The sequence below is a fragment of the Streptomyces sp. NPDC104761 genome (assembly GCF_055583445.1).
The window spans coordinates 124,493-142,286 of sequence record NZ_JBVJNZ010000007.1 but is presented as its reverse complement, the minus strand read 5'-3'; the positions used below and the strand labels follow the sequence as shown (position 1 = coordinate 142,286).

Genomic DNA, 17,794 nt, shown 5'->3' with positions numbered 1-17,794 from the left:
TCGCCTCCTAGCGTGGTCGGTGAGGCGTCAGGGCGACAGACGGGCGCCGGCTCCCACAGGAAGAGACGCGCATGATCGACGCACAGCAGCTGACCAAGAGATACGGCGAGAAGACGGCCGTCGACGGGCTGGACTTCGCCGTGCGGCCGGGTACGGTGACCGGCTTCCTGGGGCCCAACGGCGCGGGGAAGTCCACGACCATGCGCATGATCGTCGGGCTCGACGCGCCCACCAGCGGGTCGGTGACGGTCAACGGGCAGCACTACGCCGGCCACCAGGCACCGCTCCAGGAGGTCGGTGCCCTCCTGGAGGCGAAGTCGATCCATCCCGGCCGCTCGGCCTACAACCACCTGCTGGCGCTCGCGCTGACCCACGGCATTCCGCGCCGCCGGGTCGACGAGGTGATCGAACTGGCCGGCCTCGGCAGCGTGGCGAAGAAGCGGGCCGGCGCGTTCTCCCTCGGCATGGGGCAGCGGCTCGGCATCGCCGCGGCGCTGCTGGGCGATCCGCAGACGGTGATGCTGGACGAGCCGGTCAACGGGCTCGACCCCGAGGGCGTCCTGTGGATCCGCAACCTGCTCAAGGCCCTCGCGGGCGAGGGCCGGACCGTGTTCGTGTCGTCGCACCTGATGAGCGAGATGGCCCTGGTCGCGGACCATCTGATCATCGTGGGGCGCGGGCGGCTGCTGGCCGACACCACCGTGGCGGACCTCGTCCGGGAGGCGGGCGGCGACACGGTGCAGGTGGCCACCCAGGAGCCGGCACGGCTGCGGGAGGCACTGGCGGGTCCCGGTGTCGACATCACCGGCCGGGCCGGCTCCGAGGAGCTTCAGGTGACCGGGCTCAGTGCCCGGGAGATCGGCCTGAAGGCGGCCGAGCACGGGATCGCGCTGTTCGAACTGACCGCGCGGACGGTGTCGTTGGAGGAGGCGTTCATGAACCTGACCAGGGATGCCGTGGAGTACCACGGCTCGACCGGCATCGAGAACCGCGTGGCCGAGGGGAGTGCGGCATGAGCACCCTCACCGCGCCCGTCGACGCGTCCCCGGCCGCCCCCGCCCGTCCCGCGTACCGGGTGACCGGACGGCGCGTACTGGCCTCGGAGTGGGCCAAGCTGTGGTCGCTGCGCTCGACCTGGATCACCCTGGGCCTCGGTCTGCTCTTCCTCGTCGCCTTCGGCCTGATCGCCGCGAACCACTACAGGTCCGGCGTCGGCTCCCCCCACCAGGACCGCGACTTCGCCACCGCGACGGCCCTGAGCCTGTCCCTCTTCGGCACCAACTTCGCCCAGCTCGCCCTCGGCGTGCTCGGCGTGCTGGTCACGGCGGGGGAGTACTCCACCGGGATGATCCGCTCCACGCTCACGGCCGTACCGCGCCGGCTGCCCGTGCTGTGGTCCAAGGCGGCCGTGTTCGGGCTGGTCGCGCTGGTGGTGGCCACACTGGGCGCGTTCGTCGCCTTCCTGTTCGGCAGCCAGATCGTGTCCGGCACGCCCGCGGCCATGAGCCTCTCGCACGCCGGTGTCGTACGGAGCCTGCTGGGCGCCGGGCTCTACCTCGGCCTGGTCGGCGTCATCGGCACCGCCCTGGGCGCCCTGCTGCGGTCGGTGGCCGGCGGCATCTCGGTCCTGGTCGCCTCCCTGATGCTGGTCCCGGGCCTGATCTCGCTGCTGCCGAGCTCCTGGCAGGACAACATCAGCCCCTACCTGCCGTCCAACGCGGGCGAGTCGATGTTCGCCCTCACGCACGACTCCACGACCCTGTCGCCGGGTGCCGGACTGCTGGTCTTCCTCGGCTGGACGGTGCTCGCGCTGGCGGGGGCGGCGTACCGGCTGGTGCGCTGCGACGTCTGACCGCCTGCACCATGGGCAGGTGACAACCTTGACCACCAGCACGATCACTGACGACGTCGGCGCGATGGGCCCGCTGGTCGCCCGGTTCGCCCGGGCCGGCCAGCGGCTCCGCCAGGCGGACCGGGCCCGCCCGTGGGTGCTGGACACCGCGGTGGTGGTGCTGGTCCTGCTCATGTTCTGTCTGCCGGACCTGCTGCACCACGGCGGCGCGGGGGACGGGGACGGGGACGACCGGCACAGGTTCCGGTTCGTCTTCACCCAGCTTCCCCTGGCGGCCGTGCTGGCCCTGCAGGCCGGGCTGGTGCTGCCGTTGCTGTGGCGGCGGCGCCGGCCCCTGGCGGCCTTCGGCGCCATCGCCGCGGTCTTCGTCCTGCAGTGGTCGCTGGATGCCGTGCTGCGCGCGGACGTCGCCCTGTTCGTCGCCCTGTACAGCCTGGCCCTGCACGGGCAGCTGCGCCGGCTGCCGTGGGCCTGCGCGGTCATGGCCGCGGGGATGGTGCTGGTCGCGGTGCGGGTCTCGCCGGCCGTGTCCGTCTGGGACGCCCTGTTCTTCCTGCTGAGCACGGCGACCGCGGCCCTGGCCGTCGGCCTGATGGTGCGGACCCGGCGGGCCCGGCTCGCGGGGCTGCGGGAGCGGGCGGCGCGGCTGGAGACGGAACGCGACCAGCGCATCAGACTCGCGACCGCCACGGAACGCGCCCGGGTCGCCCGTGAGATGCACGACATCGTCGGGCACAACCTGTCCGTCATCATCACCCTCGCCGACGCCGGCGCGTACGCCTGCGACACCGCTCCCGAACGCGGCAAGGAGGCCCTCCAGCTCATCGGCGACACCGGCCGCACCGCCCTCGGCGAGCTGCGCAGGGTGCTCGGCGTCCTGCGCGAGGCGTCGGACGGCGCCCGGCAGGCACCCGAACTCAGCCCCCAGCCCGGGCTCGCGGACATCGAGACGCTGTGCGACGGCGTACGCACCGCCGGACTGGAGATCGTCTACCGCACCGTCGGCGAGGTGGACGCCCTGGACCGCGGGATGCAGCTGACGGTCTACCGCATCGTCCAGGAAGCCCTGACCAACACCCTGAAGCACGCCGGCGCCGGCACCCAGGTGAACCTGACGGTCGTCGTCGAGGACGAACGGCTGGTCATCCGGATCCGGGACAACGGCCCGGCCGGACCCGCCGGACCATGGAACGAGGAAGGACACGGACTGGTGGGCATGCGCGAACGAGCGGCGCTGTACGGAGGGACCGTGAGCGCCGGACCCGCGGCCGACGGGGGCTGGGCCGTGCAGGCCGTCCTCGACCTGGCCCCGCAGGGAGGCACCCGGTGACCACGGTGCTCGTCGTCGACGACCAGCAGCTGCAGCGCTACGGCTTTCGGGTGCTGCTCGACTCCATGCCCGAGACGGAGGTGGTCGGCGAGGCCGCGAACGGCGCCGAGGCCGTCCGCAGGACCGCCGAACTCCGTCCCGACGTGGTGCTGATGGACGTACGGATGCCCGGCATGGACGGCATCGAGGCGACCCGCCGGATCGCCGGGGCCGGGGGGCGGTCCCGGGTCCTCGTGCTGACCACCTTCGACGTCGACGAGTACGTGCATGCCGCCCTGCGGGCCGGGGCCAGCGGTTTCCTCCTCAAGGACGCGCGCCCCGACGAGCTCCTCGCCGGGATCCGCGCGGTCGCCGGAGGCGACGCGGTGATCGCGCCGGCCCTCACCCGCCGCATCCTGGACGAGTACGCCCGGCACGTGCCGGCCGGCCGGGGCGACCCCGGCGAGGACCCGCGCCTGGCCTCCCTCACCGAACGCGAGCGGGAGATCCTCGTCGCCATCGGCAAGGGCTGGACCAACGGCGAGATCGCCGCCCGCTTCGTGGTGGCCGAGTCCACGGTGAAGACGCACGTGGGCCGCGTCCTGGCCAAGATCGGCGCCCGGGACCGCGTCCAGGCCGTGATCTTCGCCTACGACCAGGGAATCGCCCGCCCCGGCGCCGGCTGAAGGGAACGGGCGCCGAACGGAACGGCCGTCTTCTCACCCGCCTCTCACCCTGTGAGCCGTAGGGTGGGATGTCCTCCTACGAGCTGTAGGAGGATCCGGCCCCGCGGCCGGTTCGACGGAGTGCGACGACGAGAGGCACACGATGACCGAGGGCCCGACCGCCACGACGACCGGCGTGCCCCGCATCGGCCTCCCCGCACGGGCCGTCCGGACCCGGCGCCCTCGGGGCGAGCCCCGGCTCGGGGCCGTGGCAGCCGCCTTCACGCTCGCCCAGCTCGTCCTCGTACGGCCGGATCTCGGTCTCGGCTGGGACGAGTCCGTCTACGTCAGCCAGGTCAGCGGTCACGTTCCCGCCGCCTACTTCAGCGCGCCCCGCTCCCGCGGCATCTCACTCCTCGTGGCGCCGATCGCGTCGTGGTCCGACTCCACCGTCCTGCTCCGGATCTACCTGGCCGTCCTGTCCGGCCTCGCCCTCTACCTCGCCCTGCGCGTCTGGCGAGGCCATGTCGGTCGCGGCGTCCTGGCCCTCGCCGGCGCCCTGTTCGCCTCGCTGTGGGTGACGCTGTTCTACGGTCCCGAGGCCATGCCCAACTACTGGGTCGCCATCGGCGCCCTGGCCTGCGTCGGCTGCTTCCTGCGGGCCCGCGCGAACGCCCGGGACCGGGCGGCCTGGTGGGGGGTGTTCGCGGGCGCGGCGCTGATGGCGTGGATGCGCCCGATGGACGCGGTCTACGTCGTGCTGCCCCTGCTCGCTCTCTGCGTGCGTCGGCCGCGTCTGCTCGTCGTGCTCGGCATGGGCCTGGCGGCCGGTGCCGGCGAGTGGGTGATCGAGGCGTACACGAGCTACGGCGGCCTCGCTCAGCGCCTGTCCGCCGCCTCCGCCATCCAGGGCGGACTCGGCTGGCACCTCGCGGTCGTCGACCAGCTGCGCAGTCTCGGCGGACGTACTCTGTGCCGGCCCTGCACCGGAGCGGCCCCCAGCCCTGTGGTGACGTTGTGGTGGTTCGTGCTGCCGCTCCTCGCCGTCCTGGGAGCGGTGGCCGCCGTTCGCGTCCGGCGCGCGCTGCCCGTGCTGCTTCCACTGGCCTGCGCGGTCACCGCTGCCGTCCCCTACCTGTTCCTCATCGGCTACGCGGCCCCCCGCTTCCTGCTGCCCGCCTACGCCCTGCTCGCCCTGCCCGTCGCCCACGGCCTCGCCCACCTGGTCACCGCCCCGGCGGGCCGGACGGCGCGCACCGTCGCCTTCGGCCTGGTGGCGATCGGTGTGGCGGGTCACCTGGCCGTGCAGTACGTCGTCCTGGAGCACACGGTGGACAGCTCCGCGGCCTCCCGCGCCGACTGGTCCCGCACCGCCGCCGCCCTCCATGCGCTCGGTGTACGGCAGCCCTGTCTGCTCAGCGGGTACGACGCCGTGCCGATCGCCTTCTCCGCCGGCTGCGGCTCCGCCCAGACGACGGGGCACGACGCCAGCACCACCGTGGCCGAACTGAGGCGCGCCGCTCACCGCACGTCCTTCGCCGTCCTCGCACCACCCGGGGGCCGCCCGCCCGCGTACGCGCGCACCTGGCCCGCGGAACAGGCCGGCGGGCTCCGGGCGTACGTGGCACCCGGTGCAGGGACGGGAAGGTGAGCGTGGTGACCGCCACCGAGAGCCCGCCGATCCCTGTGGGCAGGCGCCCGTACGTCCAGCTGGGCGTCACCCTGATCGTGCTCGCCGCCGCCGGCTGGGTGCTCGCCGCGCACCGGGCCACGCTGGACAGCGGCACCGACCGGCTGGCCGCCGCCGACCGGGAGTGGCTGGTGCTCGCCTGCCTCGCCGCCATGGGCACCTGGGTGTGCGCGGCCGTGGCACAGCAGGGGGCCGTGGTCGAACGGCTGCCCAGGGGGCGGCTGGTGGCGGCGCAGTTCGCGGCCGGCGCCGCCAACCACCTGCTCCCGGCGGGGGCCGGGGCGACGGTGGTGAACCTGCGGTTCCTGACGCGGTGCGGGCTGTCCACCCGGCGCTCGGCGACCGCACTGGCGGTGAAGGCGGCCGTCGGCGGACTGGTGCGGTGTGCGATGGGCGTGGCTCTGCTGATCGCCTCGCCCGGCACGGTCCCTCTCTCCGTGCGGGTCCCGCACGTCCTGGTCCTGCTGCCGGTGGCGGCCGGAGCCGTCGTCCTGGCGGCCGCGGTCAGCGGCCGCCTCAGACGACTGGTGGCCCGCGCCTTCGCCGACGTGCGGGACGTGCACCAGTGCCGAGCGCGGGCCTGCGCGCTGTGGGGCGGGTCGGTCGCGTTCGCCCTGCTGCATGCCAGTGTGGTCCTCGCCGTGATCCATGCGATCGGCCTCGGCCTCCCTGTGAACCGCGTGGTCATGGCCTACCTGGTCGCCAGTGGCGCGGCAGCGCTGCTGCCGACGCCGGGCGGGCTGGGGTCTCTGGACGCCGCGCTCGCCCTCGCGCTCACGGCGGCCGGCGCGCCGGGAACGGCGGCGGTGACGACGGTCCTCGGCTACCGCCTGCTGACCGGCTGGCTGCCGATGGCCCCCGGACTGCTGGTCCTGGCGCTCCTGGCCCGCCGCTCGGCCCTGTGAGCCGGCGCGGTGTTCGCCGTCCCGGGGTACTCCGCCCGCCCCCTGCCCGGCCGAACTCCCCGGCCCCCGGCGGAACTTCGGGATCGCGCAGGGCACGGCGGTAAGAGACGGGTGCCTTCCCGGTGGGAGGTTTCACGCGAACCGCTTACCGACTACGTCCTTGTAGACGCCAGGTGAACTGGAGAGGATCGAAACGGGACGCCCATGCGTCCCTGCCCTGAACGACGGGAGCGCGAACTCCGTGCCGGGGCGGTCGGACGAGCCTCCGGCCCGGCGGAACCGGCCGGCCCCACACCTGCGGTCGCCGCCCGGCGGGGACGAGGCAGAGGAGGCAGATCTTGGCTGACACCCATCGGGGCGGAACGGGCGTCGAGATCCGTCCTCGTGCCACGACGCACCTGGCGGCACCCCCCTCCACCCGGGCCCCGGCCCTCGGCGTCCCGGACGCCGGACCCCAGCAGTGGCACCGGGGGATGACCCTGCTGGCCGCGATCAGCCTCTTCATCGGCACACGCGCCGCCTGGACGACCGCGATGGACTCGCGTCCGCCGGTCGCCGCCGTCATCTCCGTCTGCTACGCCTCCATCCTCGTCTGCGCCGTCCTCGCGCTCCTCGTACCGAGCCGACGGGCCCTGGTCAGGGTCGACGCGGCGGTACTGCTCACCGCCGTCGCACTGGTCATCTGCGGCTACCTGCTCGACCACGCGGGCGCGGACGAGGCCGCGCTGACCTCCCAGGCAGCGGACCAGATCCTGCACGGCCGTCCGGTCTACGGCCAACCGTGGCCCTGGTTGTTCGGCACACACGGCGTCGCTGTCACCAAGACCATGTCCGGCGGCGCCGACTACACCTACGGCTACCCCCCGCTGACCGCCCTGCTGGCCGCCCCGGTGGACGCCGTCCTCCACTCGACGGCAGCCGCGACCCTGGTTCCCACCGCCGCGCTGCTGGCCTCCTCGGTCCTGCTGTGGTTCCTGCTGCCGGCGCCCTGGCGCTCCGCCGGCACGGCCGTCTGCCTCGGCTTCGGCCTTCTGCCCCACTACGCCTACGCCGGCTACCCGGCGGTCACGGCCCTCGCCCTGCTCGTCCCCGTCGTGGTCCGCTGGCCCGGCACGGGCGAGCGCGGTGTCCTCGGACCAGGGGGCGTCCTGCGGGCGGCCTGCCTGGGCGCCGCCTGCGCCGCCCAGCAACTCGCCTGGTTCCTCGCCCCGTTCCTCCTGATCGGCCTCTACGCCGTCCGGCGCGGCGAACTCGGCCCCCGGCGCGCCCTCGCGGTCACCGCCCGCTACACGGCCACCGCCGCCCTCACCTGGTCCGCGGCCAACGCGTACTTCGCCGTCCAGGACTTCCCGGCCTGGCTGAACGGAATCCTGCTGCCACTGGAGCAGAAGGCGATCCTGCACGGCCAGGGCGTGATGGGCATCTCCTACTACTTCACCGACGGCAGCAGCCGCCTCGACTACTACTCCTACGGCAGCCAACTGCTCCTGCTCGGCCTCCTCGCGGCCACCCTCCTGTTCGTCCGACGGCTGGGTCCGGCGCTCACCGTCCTGCCGTGGCTCGCGTTCTACCTCGCCACCCGCTCCCAGGACGGCTACTTCCTGATGATGACCCCGCTGTGGCTGGCGGCCGCCGCCACCGTCCCGGCCGCCGCGTTCGCCACCGCCTGGCAGCCCCGCCTGCCCCGCCTATCCCGCCGCCGCGCCAAGGCCGTTGTCGCGGCCGGCCTGCTCGCCCCCGCCCTCGCCTGCGTCGCGATCGCCGCCGCGAGCCCGCCGCCGCTGCGCATGAGCCTCGCGCCGCACTTCGCGGAACACGGCGCACGCATCGGGGTCACCGCCATCGACGTCCGGGCCGTCAACACCACGGGCACGGCACTCCGGCCGCACTTCGCGAGCCGCACCGGCCAGGGCGCCTCCGACTGGTGGACGATCGCCTCGGGACCGGCCGTACTGGCCCCGCACGCCTCCGCGGACTACCGCGTGAAGCCAGAGGGCGGCTTCCTCGCGATGCCCCGTGGCCACGGGCCGGGCAGCTCCCTCATCGCCGTCACCGGCACGCCGATGACGATCACTTCCGCCCACATTCCCGTCAGCCGGAAGCCGAGGGCGCGTTGACCGCCGAGAACGGCGCCGCCGGTGGGTTCGGGACTCCGGCCGACCGCGGCGACCGACGGTGAACGAGTGGCAGCAGGCGCTCCTCGACTCGCGGGTCTCCGGCGACCTCTGGTGCCCGCACCTTCGTCATGCGAGCCACGCGGACTCCTTGTGACGTATGCGCGGGGAGACGTCCGAGTGGCCCGAGACGGCCGACGTGCCCGTGGTGCCGGGTGCGGCCGAGTGCCCCAGGTGCCGGTGCACGAAGTGGATGGCCATGGCGCCCTCACCGGCCGCGGAGGCCACCCGCTTCACCGAGCCGCTGCGGACGTCCCCCACCGCGAAGACCCCGGGGAGGCTGGCCTCCAGGGTCATGCACGAGCGCCCGCGGCCGTGCCACACCTCGGGGGAGGCGCAGGCTTCCTGGGCCTCCGGCCCGGTGAGGACGAAGCCGCGGGCGTCCAGGGCGACGGTGCCGGCGAGCCACTCGGTGTGGGGCTCGGCGCCGGTGAAGACGAACAGGCTCCGTACCGCGAGCCGGCGGTGGCCGCCCGTGCGGTTGTCGACCACGTCGAGCTCCTCCAGCACTTGCTCGCCGATGACCTCGGTGACCTCGGTGTGCAGCATGACCTCCACCCGCGGATGGCGCTCGACCTGGTCGATCAGGTAGCGGGACATGTTGGCCTCAAGGCTGGCTCCTCGGACCAGCAGGTGCACCTTGGGCGCGTACCCGGCGAGGAACAGCACCGCCTGGCCCGCCGAGTTGCCGCCGCCGACGACGGCCACCGGGTCGTTGCTGCACTGCTGGGCCTCGTAGACGGTCGCCGAGTAGTGCACGCTCGTTCCCTCCAGGCGTTCGATGCCGGGCACCTGGAGCCGGCGGTAGCGGGCGCCCATGGCCAGGACGACGGCGCGGGCGGCGATCTCGCTGCCGTCGGCGAACGCCACCACGTAGTGGTCCTCGTCCTTGGCATGGAGGCCGGTCGCCTCCAGCGGAAGGCTGATCCTGGCGCCGAACTTGTCCGCCTGGAGCACGGCGCGTTCGGTGAGTTCGGCGCCGGAAATGCCGGACGGGAAGCCGAGCAGGTTCTCGATGCGGGACGACGTGCCGGCCTGGCCGCCGGTGGCCATCGCCTCCACTACCGTGGTGCTCAGGCCCTCGGAGGCGGCGTACACCGCGGCGGCGAGGCCCGCGGGTCCGGAGCCCACGATGAGGACGTCACCGTGACGGTCTCCGGCGGGCAGTGACGGCAGGCCGATGAGCCGGGCCAGTTCCGCGTTGCTGGGGTTGCGCAACAGGGTGGTGTCCCGCCAGATGACGAGCGGTGTCTCCGCCGGGCCGACGCCGAAGCGGCGCAGCAGCTCCTCGGCCTCCTCGTCGGTCTCCAGGTCGATCCACCGGTGCGGCAGCCGGTTGCGGACGGCGAACTCGCGCAGCCGTCTGGTGTCGGGCGAGTAGCGCGAGCCGACGATGCGGAAGCCGGCGCCCTGTCCGACGAGCAGCGCGCGCCGGCCCAGACAGGCGCGCAGCACGACGTCCCCGATGCCGGAGTCCCGGGCCACCAGGCGGCGCAACTGGTCCAGGGAGACGACGAGGACCTCGCCGGGCTCCCTGGCGACAGCGGTGTAGAAGGCCACCTGTCCGTACAGCAGGCCGAGTTCGCCGATGAAGCGACCGGGGCCGTGCACGCGCAGCACGTGCTCCTCGGGAGTGCCGTAGTCCTCGACGACAACGACGGTACCGCTGAGGACGACGAAGAACGTCTCGCAGCGTTCCCCCTCCCGGATCAGCACGTCGTTCGCAGCCATGCTCCGGCGTTGCCCGTGCTCCGCCAGCCGTGCTATCTGGTCCTCCGTGAGGCGCGGATACGCGCCGTAGATGTCCGGGGTCTCCCAGAAGGTGGCCTCGTCCGCCGTCTCCGGCACCGGCTCTTCGCCCGGCAGCGACCGCTCGCCGGACATCAGACGAACGCCTCGTGGACGTAGCACCAGCGCCAGTCCTCGCCGGGCTGGAACGACTGCACGATCGGGTGGGCGACAGCAGCGGCGTGCTTACGCGCGTGCTTGTTCGGCGAGGAGTCGCAGCAGCCGACGTGTCCGCAGGTCAGGCAGAGCCTCAGGTGGACCCACGGGGAGCCGAGCATCAGACACTCCTGACACCCTTCTGGGGTCAGCGGCTGGACCGGCCGGACGAGCGCGAGGTGGGGGTCTGCGTGCAGGGTCATCCGGATCACCCTTTCCGGGCGGTGAGCGACTGTTCCACCCACTGGCGCAGAGCGGGGGCGGGCGCCGCCCCCGCCTGCCGGGCGACCGTCTCGCCCCGGTCGAGGATCAGCAGGGTCGGTACGGCCTGCACCTCGAAGCGCTGCGCCAGTCGCGGGTTTTTGTCGATGTCGACCTTGACGAGTTTGATGCGGCCGGCGAGATCGGTGGCGACCTTCTCCAGTGCGGGGCTGACCATGCGGCAGGGGCCGCACCAGGTGGCCCACAGGTCGACCACGACGGGGATGCCGGCCCGCTCGGCGACCTCGGCGAAGTCGTCGTCGCCCGCGTCCACCATCCACGGCAGGGGCTGCTTGCAGTGGCCGCACTTGGGGCGGCCCTCCGCGGCCACGGGCACCCGGTTGGTGCGCCCGCAGTGCGGACATCTGACGGTCGTCGCCTGCATCGTGCTCATGCCGCCCGCGCTCCCTTCACGTCCTCGGGCTGGTCGTAGGTGACGACCAGTTCTCCGTGTTCGGCGTCGACGCGGACCGTCGCGCCGTCCTGGACGTCACCGCGCAGCAGGGCACGGCCGATCATCGTCTCGACCTCGTGGGAGATGTAGCGGCGCAGCGGCCGGGCCCCGTACACCGGGTCGTAGCCCTCGTGGGCGATCACCTCGCGTGCGGCATCGGTGAGTTCGACGGTGACGCGGCGTTCGGCGAGGCGGCGGCGCAGTTCGTCGAACTGCAGCTCCACGATCCGCTCGATCTGCCGCTCGCCGAGCGGCTTGAACAGCACGATGTCGTCGACGCGGTTGAGGAACTCCGGGCGGAAGTGCCCGCGCAGCTCGCCCATCACCAGAGCGCGGGCGTCCGGCTTGATCTCGCCCTCGGCGGTGGCGCCGTCGAGGAGGTGCTCGGAGCCGATGTTCGACGTCATGATGATCACGGTGTTGCGGAAGTCGACGGTGCGGCCCTGGGAGTCGGTGATGCGGCCGTCGTCGAGGACCTGCAGCAGGGTGTTGAAGACATCGGTGTGCGCCTTCTCGATCTCGTCGAACAGCACGACCGAGTACGGCTTGCGGCGTACGGCCTCGGTGAGCTGGCCGCCTTCCTCGTAGCCGACGTATCCGGGCGGTGCGCCCATGAGCCGGCTGACGGTGTGCCGCTCCTGGTACTCGCTCATGTCGAGGCGGACCATGTTCTCCTCGGAGTCGAACAGGGCCGCCGCGAGGGTCTTGGCCAGCTCGGTCTTCCCGACGCCGGTGGGCCCGAGGAAGATGAACGAGCCGATGGGGCGGCGCGGGTCGCGGATGCCCGAGCGGGCGCGGATGATGGCGTCGGCGACGAGCTTGACGGCCTCGTCCTGGCCGATGACGCGCTCGCGCAGGATCTCGTCGAGGCGCAGCAGCTTCTCGCGTTCGCCCTCCTGGAGACGGGCGACCGGGATGCCGGTCCAGGCGGCGACGATCTCGGCGATCTCCTCCTCGGTGACGACCTCGCGCAGCAGCCGGTTCTGCCCCTGTTTGGCGGCCAGTTGCTCCTCCTCGGCCGCCAGCCGGCGCTCCAGGTCCTGGAGGCGGCCGTAGCGCAGTTCGGCGGCGCGGTTGAGGTCGTAGGCGCGTTCGGCCTCCTCCGCCTCGAGGCGGACCTGCTCCAGTTCCTGGCGCAGTTCCTGCACGCGGCGGATGGCCTGCCTCTCGGCCTCCCACTGGGCGCGTTTGGCGTCGGCCTCGCCGCGCAGGTCGGCCAGTTCCCTGCGCAGTTCCTCCAGGCGGGCCTTGCTGGCGGCGTCGGTCTCCTTGGACAGGGCCGCCTCCTCGATCTCCAGGCGGGTGACGCGGCGGGTGATCTCGTCGAGTTCGGCCGGCATCGAGTCGATCTCGGTACGCAGCCGGGCGCACGCCTCGTCGACGAGGTCGATGGCCTTGTCGGGCAGGAACCGGTCGGTGATGTAGCGGTGGCTGAGGGTGGCCGCGGAGACCAGGGCGGTGTCCTGGATCTTCACGCCGTGGAAGACCTCCAGGCGTTCGCGCAGTCCGCGCAGGATGGAGATGGTGTCCTCCACGCTCGGCTCGTCGACCAGCACCTGCTGGAAGCGGCGTTCGAGAGCGGCGTCCTTCTCGATGTGCTTGCGGTACTCGTCGAGGGTGGTGGCGCCGATCATGTGGAGTTCACCGCGGGCGAGCATCGGCTTGAGCATGTTGCCCGCGTCCATGGCCCCTTCGGCGGCGCCCGCACCGACGACGGTGTGGAGTTCGTCGACGAAGAGCAGGATGCGCCCCTGGGCGGCCTTCACCTCGGCCAGCACGGCCTTGAGGCGTTCCTCGAACTCGCCGCGGTACTTGGCGCCGGCGACCAGGGAGCCCATGTCGAGAGCGAACACCGTCTTGTCGCGCAGGCCCTCGGGGACGTCACCGCGGACGATGCGCTGGGCCAGGCCCTCGACGATGGCGGTCTTGCCGACGCCGGGATCGCCGATGAGGACGGGGTTGTTCTTGGTCTTGCGGCTGAGGATCTGGGTGACGCGGCGGATCTCCGCGTCACGGCCGATGACCGGGTCCAGCCGCCCGGACCGGGCCTCCAGGACCAGGTCGCGGCCGTACTTCTCCAGAGCCTCGTAGGCCACTTCGGGGTTGGCGGAGGTGACGCGCTGGTTGCCGCGGACCTGGGTGAGGACGTTCAGGAACGAATCCCGGGTCACGCCGTGCTCCTTGAACAGGCGTCCGGCGGCGGTCGCCGAGCCCTCCTCGGCCAGGGCGAGCAGGAGGTGCTCCACGGACACGTACTCGTCCTTGAGGCGTTTGGCCTCCCGCTCGGCGGCGTCGAGCAGGCGGGACAGGCGCTGGGTGACGAAGACCTGGCCGGGTGCCGCGCCGGGGCCGGTGACCTTCGGGCGACGGGAGAGTTCCTCGCGCACGGCCGCGCGCAGTTCCTTGGGCTCGGTGCCGGCCTGCTGCAGCAGCCGTGGGATCAGGCCGTCCTCCTGATCGAGGAGCGCGAGCAGCAGGTGTTCCCCGTCGACCTCGGTGTGCCCCATGCCGATGGCCGCGCTCTGGGCCTCCTGGAGGGCTTCCTGCGACTTCTGGGTGAGACGGTTCATGTCCATGGGGGTGTTTCACTCCTCGTGCCGCGGCCGCGCAGGGCGGCTTCGAGCAGGCTGATGCGGTCGAGCAGGTCGAGCACCAGGCCGATGGATGCGTAGTTGAGGCAGAGTCCGGTGCGCAGCCGCTGGATACGGGCGAGAACCGCCGGGGCCGTGGGGTCGAACACCAGTCGTCCCGCCGAGTCGCGTTCGGCGTCGACCAGGCCGAGGGCGACGAACCGGCGGATCAGATCGGGGTGGAGGCCCGAGCGAAGGGCCACGGCGGCCAGGGAGAGCCTGGGGACGGGTACGAGCGCGTACCGGACAGCCGTCGCGGTGCTGATGTCGGCGCCCGTTCGTACCGGGCGGGCGCCCACGCCGGTCCGGCCGATGCCTCCCGCTCCCGCGGGTCGGTCGTTCATCGCGTCCTCCTGGGGTCGAACGAGGAAGTGGCGGCCAGTTCCTCGAACAGTTCGCGCTCCCGGTCGCTGAGGACGGGAGGCACCATCACGCGGAGCTCGGCGTACAGGTCGCCGTTCGGGCCCCGCGGGTTGGGCATGCCCTCGCCGCGCAGCCGCAGCCGCCGGCCGCTGGAGGAGCCCGCGGGCACCGTGACCTTGGCCGTGCCGCCGCCGGGCGTGGGCACCGGCACGGTCGCGCCCAGGGCCGCCTCCCACGGGGCGACCGGGACCTGGACGTGCACGTCACGGCCGTCCAGCCGGAACCGGGGGTGGGGCTGGATACGCACCCGCAGGTACAGGTCGCCCGCGGCGGCGTCACCACTGCCCCGGCCGCCCTCGCCCGCCAGCCGGATGCGCTGCCCGTCGGTGACGCCCGGCGGCACGTCGACCTCGTACCGCCGCGGCTGCCCGGTGGGGCCGGCGAGGGTGACGGTGCGACGGCCGCCCCGGTACGCCTCCTCGACGGTGAGCGGCAGTTCGGCCTCCTGGTCCGCTCCGGGGACGCCGCCCCGGGCGGCGCCGCCTCCGAACATGGAGCCGAGCAGGTCCTCGATGTCGATGCCCTCCGCGCCGAAGCCGTCCCCGAATCCGTCGCCGAAGCCGGTGGCGTACCGGACGCGAGGACCGCCACCGCCCGCGGTCCGGCCGCGGAAGCCGCCGCCCGCCCCGGCCGCGACCCGCTCGTCGAAGTCCTCGGGGATCTTGCGGAAGTCCTCGCCGAAGCGGTCGTAGCGGGCCCGGGTCTTGGGATCGGACAGGACGCTGTACGCCTCGTTGAGGTCCTTGAAGCGTTCCTCCGCCTCGGGGTCGTTGTTGACGTCCGGGTGGTACTTACGGGCGAGTTTGCGGTACGCCTGCTGGATCTCGTCCTGGCTCGCGGTCCGCGACACGCCCAGTACCTCGTAGAAGTCCCGTGCCATCGCCGTTCACTCCCGCTTCGCGACGGTCACGGCGGCGGGCCTGAGCTGCCGGTCGCCGTCCCCGTAGCCGGGGCGCAGCACCTCGACGACGGTGCCCGGTGCGGCGTCGGGGTCCTGGACGACGCCGACCACCTCGTGCCGGGCCGGGTCGAAGGCGACGCCGGTCTCCGCGTGCCGCGGGTAGCCGAGCAGTTCGAGGACGTTCACCGCCTGGTCGCGTACGGCCCGGACGCCCTCCACGATCGCGCCGGGATCGGCGCCGGCGTGGGTCAGGGCGAGTTCGAGGTTGTCGAGGACGGGCAGGAAGGCGGCCGCCGTGCGGGCCCGCTCGACCGCCCGTTCGCGCTCCAGTTCCCTGGCGTGACGCTTGCGGAGGTTGTCGAGGTCGGCGAGTGCGCGCCGCCAGCGGTCCTCCAGTTCCCGGATCGCGGTCGTGTACTCGTCCTCGGCAGGCGCGGGGCCCGCGGCATCGGGCCCCGGTTCGCCGTTCGCCCCTTCGGGCCCGGCCGGGCCGGGCCGGGGCAGATCCTCGCGAGGAGGAGGCCCGGCGCCTTCCGGGACCCGCACGTCCGGATCCGACGCGGTCCGGTCGGGTTCCTGGGGTTGGGTGGGCATGGCGCGCCTCAGCCCTTGTCGAACTCGGCGTCGATGACGTCGTCGTCACCGACACCACCACCGCCACCGCCAGTCGTGGGACCACCGGTGTCGGTCTCCTGGCCGGGACCGCCGCCCGTGGCGGAGGCGCCCTGATGGGATGCCAGCCCGGCGAGCACCTGCTGGAGTTCGGAGGTCAGAGGCCGCACGCGCTCCACGCCCGCCTCGTCCTTGACCGCCGCCCGGGCGTCGGACACGAGCATCTCGGCGCGTGCCCTCTCGTGCGCGGGCGCCGCGTCGCCCAGTTCGGCGAGACGCTTCTCGACCTGGTACGCGACGGCGTCGAGTTCGTTGCGGGCGTCGACGGCCTCGCGGAGTGCCTGGTCCTGGCCCTGGTTGCGCTCGGCCTCCTGGACCATGCGTTCGACCTCACTGCGGTCCAGGTTGGAGCTCTCGCTGATGGTGATGCCCTGTTCCTTGCCGGTGTCCCGGTCGCGGGCCTTGACGTCGAGGATGCCGTTGGCGTCGATGTCGAAGGTGACCTCGACCTGTGGTTCGCCGCGCGGCGCCTGCCGGATGTCGGTGAGCTGGAACCGGCCCAGGGCCCGGTTGTCGGCGGCGCGCTCGCGCTCGCCCTGGAGGACCACCACGTCGACGGCCGGCTGGTTGTCCTCGGCGGTGGAGAAGGTCTCGCTGCGGCGCACCGGGATGGTGGTGTTCCGCTCGACGATCTTCGTCATCACTCCGCCGCGCGTCTCCACGCCCAGCGACAGAGGCGTGACATCGAGCAGCAGGACGTCCTTGACCTCGCCCTTGAGCACCCCGGCCTGGATCGCGGCGCCCAGGGCCACGACCTCGTCGGGGTTGACGCTCATGTTGGGTTCCTTGCCGCCGGTCAGCCGGCGGACCAGGGCCTGGACGGCGGGGATGCGGGTGGAACCGCCGACGAGGATGACCTCGTCGATGTCGCTCTCGCCGACCTTCGCGTCGGCCATGGCCTGCTCCACCGGTCCCAGGCAGCGCTCCACCAGGTCGCTGGTGATCTGCTCGAAGGTGGACCGCATGATCGAGTCGGTGAGGTGCTTGGGGCCCGAGGCGTCGGCGGTGATGAACGGCAGGCTGACCTGCGTCTGCGTCACCGAACTGAGCTCGGTCTTGGCCTTCTCCGCCGCCTCGAACAGCCGTTGCAGCGCCTGCGGGTCCTTGCGCAGGTCGATGCCGTTCTCCTTCTGGAAGTCGTCCGCGAGGTAGTCCACCAGACGCCGGTCGAAGTCGTCACCGCCCAGGTGGCTGTCACCGGCGGTGGAGCGCACCTCCACCACGCCGTCGCCGACGTCGAGGATGCTCACGTCGAAGGTGCCGCCGCCCAGGTCGAAGACGAGGACGGTCTCGTGCTCCTTCTTGTCCATGCCGTACGCGAGGGCGGCCGCCGTCGGCTCGTTGATGATCCGCAGCACCTCAAGACCGGCGATCCGTCCGGCGTCCTTGGTGGCGGTGCGCTGGGCGTCGTTGAAGTAGGCGGGCACCGTGATGACCGCCTCCGTGACCCGTTCCCCCAACTGCTTGGACGCGTCGTCGGCGAGTTTGCGCAGCACCTGTGCGCTGATCTCCTCAGGCGCGTACAGCTTGTCGCGCACCTTGAAGCGGGCCGCCCCGCCCTCGCCCTCGACGACGTCGTACGCCACCGCCTTGGCCTCGTCGGAGACCTCGTCGAAGTGCCGGCCGATGAACCGCTTGGCCGAGTAGATGGTGCCCTTGGGGTTGAGGATCGCCTGGCGCCGGGCCAGCTGGCCCACCAGACGTTCCCCCGTGTCGGTGAAGGCCACCACGGACGGTGTCGTGCGGTTGCCCTCGCTGTTGGGCACGACGGACGGCTCGCCGCCCTCCCACACGGCGATCACCGAGTTGGTGGTGCCCAGGTCGATGCCCACTGCCTTGGCCATGAGGAACTCCTTCCGCGGCGGTCGACGTCCGTCGGCGACCGTTCTTCCTCCGGGCCCTGTCCGCCCGGCT

15 protein-coding genes are annotated in these 17,794 nt (G+C 72.6%); 7 read left to right on the top strand and 8 right to left on the bottom strand.

The window, feature by feature from the left end:
- Positions 1–71: 71 nt before the first annotated feature.
- The 7 genes from ACZ63F_RS20525 (at position 72) to ACZ63F_RS20495 (ending at position 8,538) form a co-directional block, all read left to right on the top strand.
- Complete coding sequence (locus ACZ63F_RS20525) at positions 72–1,016, top strand: ABC transporter ATP-binding protein (RefSeq protein ID WP_469712709.1); 945 nt, start codon at positions 72–74, stop codon at positions 1,014–1,016.
- Entirely contained in the window at positions 1,013–1,852 is an 840-nt protein-coding gene (locus ACZ63F_RS20520) for an ABC transporter permease (protein ID WP_469712708.1), read from the top strand. The genes ACZ63F_RS20525 and ACZ63F_RS20520 overlap by 4 nt, the downstream gene beginning before the upstream one ends.
- Before the next feature lie 64 nt (positions 1,853–1,916).
- Positions 1,917–3,182: a sensor histidine kinase gene (locus ACZ63F_RS20515; protein ID WP_469713075.1), complete on the top strand. Its 1,266-nt coding sequence runs from the start codon at positions 1,917–1,919 to the stop codon at positions 3,180–3,182.
- The gene (locus ACZ63F_RS20510) at positions 3,179–3,847 is read left to right on the top strand and encodes a response regulator (protein WP_469712707.1); all 669 of its coding nucleotides are present in this window, start codon (positions 3,179–3,181) and stop codon (positions 3,845–3,847) included. The genes ACZ63F_RS20515 and ACZ63F_RS20510 overlap by 4 nt, the downstream gene beginning before the upstream one ends.
- Positions 3,848–3,989: 142 nt before the next feature.
- Positions 3,990–5,477: a hypothetical protein gene (locus ACZ63F_RS20505; RefSeq protein WP_469712706.1), complete on the top strand. Its 1,488-nt coding sequence runs from the start codon at positions 3,990–3,992 to the stop codon at positions 5,475–5,477.
- Positions 5,478–5,482: 5 nt separating this feature from the next.
- Positions 5,483–6,421: a lysylphosphatidylglycerol synthase transmembrane domain-containing protein gene (locus ACZ63F_RS20500; RefSeq protein WP_469712705.1), complete on the top strand. Its 939-nt coding sequence runs from the start codon at positions 5,483–5,485 to the stop codon at positions 6,419–6,421.
- Between the two features lie 473 nt (positions 6,422–6,894).
- On the top strand, positions 6,895–8,538 hold the full coding sequence (locus ACZ63F_RS20495; protein ID WP_469713074.1) for a hypothetical protein: 1,644 nt from the start codon (positions 6,895–6,897) through the stop codon (positions 8,536–8,538).
- 126 nt (positions 8,539–8,664) lie between these two features.
- Here ACZ63F_RS20495 and ACZ63F_RS20490 read toward each other — a convergent pair whose 3' ends face one another.
- From ACZ63F_RS20490 to dnaK, 8 genes are read right to left on the bottom strand one after another with little or no spacing between them, the layout of a single operon-like run.
- Complete coding sequence (locus ACZ63F_RS20490) at positions 8,665–10,479, bottom strand: FAD-dependent oxidoreductase (RefSeq protein WP_469712704.1); 1,815 nt, start codon at positions 10,477–10,479, stop codon at positions 8,665–8,667.
- Positions 10,479–10,742, bottom strand: coding sequence for a UBP-type zinc finger domain-containing protein (locus ACZ63F_RS20485; RefSeq protein ID WP_355150821.1), 264 nt, complete (start codon positions 10,740–10,742; stop codon positions 10,479–10,481). Before ACZ63F_RS20485 ends, ACZ63F_RS20490 begins: the two co-directional genes overlap by 1 nt.
- Positions 10,743–10,747: 5 nt before the next feature.
- Positions 10,748–11,194 (bottom strand): thioredoxin, encoded by a 447-nt coding sequence (trxA, locus tag ACZ63F_RS20480; RefSeq protein WP_469712702.1) that lies wholly within the window; start codon positions 11,192–11,194, stop codon positions 10,748–10,750.
- Positions 11,191–13,830, bottom strand: coding sequence for an ATP-dependent chaperone ClpB (gene clpB / locus ACZ63F_RS20475; protein WP_469712701.1), 2,640 nt, complete (start codon positions 13,828–13,830; stop codon positions 11,191–11,193). Before clpB ends, trxA begins: the two co-directional genes overlap by 4 nt.
- The gene (locus ACZ63F_RS20470; protein WP_469712699.1) at positions 13,821–14,228 is read right to left on the bottom strand and encodes a chaperone modulator CbpM; all 408 of its coding nucleotides are present in this window, start codon (positions 14,226–14,228) and stop codon (positions 13,821–13,823) included. Before ACZ63F_RS20470 ends, clpB begins: the two co-directional genes overlap by 10 nt.
- Positions 14,225–15,187 carry a DnaJ C-terminal domain-containing protein gene (locus tag ACZ63F_RS20465; RefSeq protein ID WP_469712697.1) on the bottom strand — a complete coding sequence of 321 codons (963 nt, stop codon included), beginning with the start codon at positions 15,185–15,187 and terminating at the stop codon, positions 14,225–14,227. Before ACZ63F_RS20465 ends, ACZ63F_RS20470 begins: the two co-directional genes overlap by 4 nt.
- A 6-nt stretch (positions 15,188–15,193) precedes the next feature.
- Entirely contained in the window at positions 15,194–15,802 is a 609-nt protein-coding gene (locus ACZ63F_RS20460; RefSeq protein ID WP_469712695.1) for a nucleotide exchange factor GrpE, read from the bottom strand.
- An 8-nt stretch (positions 15,803–15,810) separates the two neighbouring features.
- Entirely contained in the window at positions 15,811–17,724 is a 1,914-nt protein-coding gene (dnaK, locus tag ACZ63F_RS20455) for a molecular chaperone DnaK (protein ID WP_469712694.1), read from the bottom strand.
- Positions 17,725–17,794 lie beyond the last annotated feature (70 nt).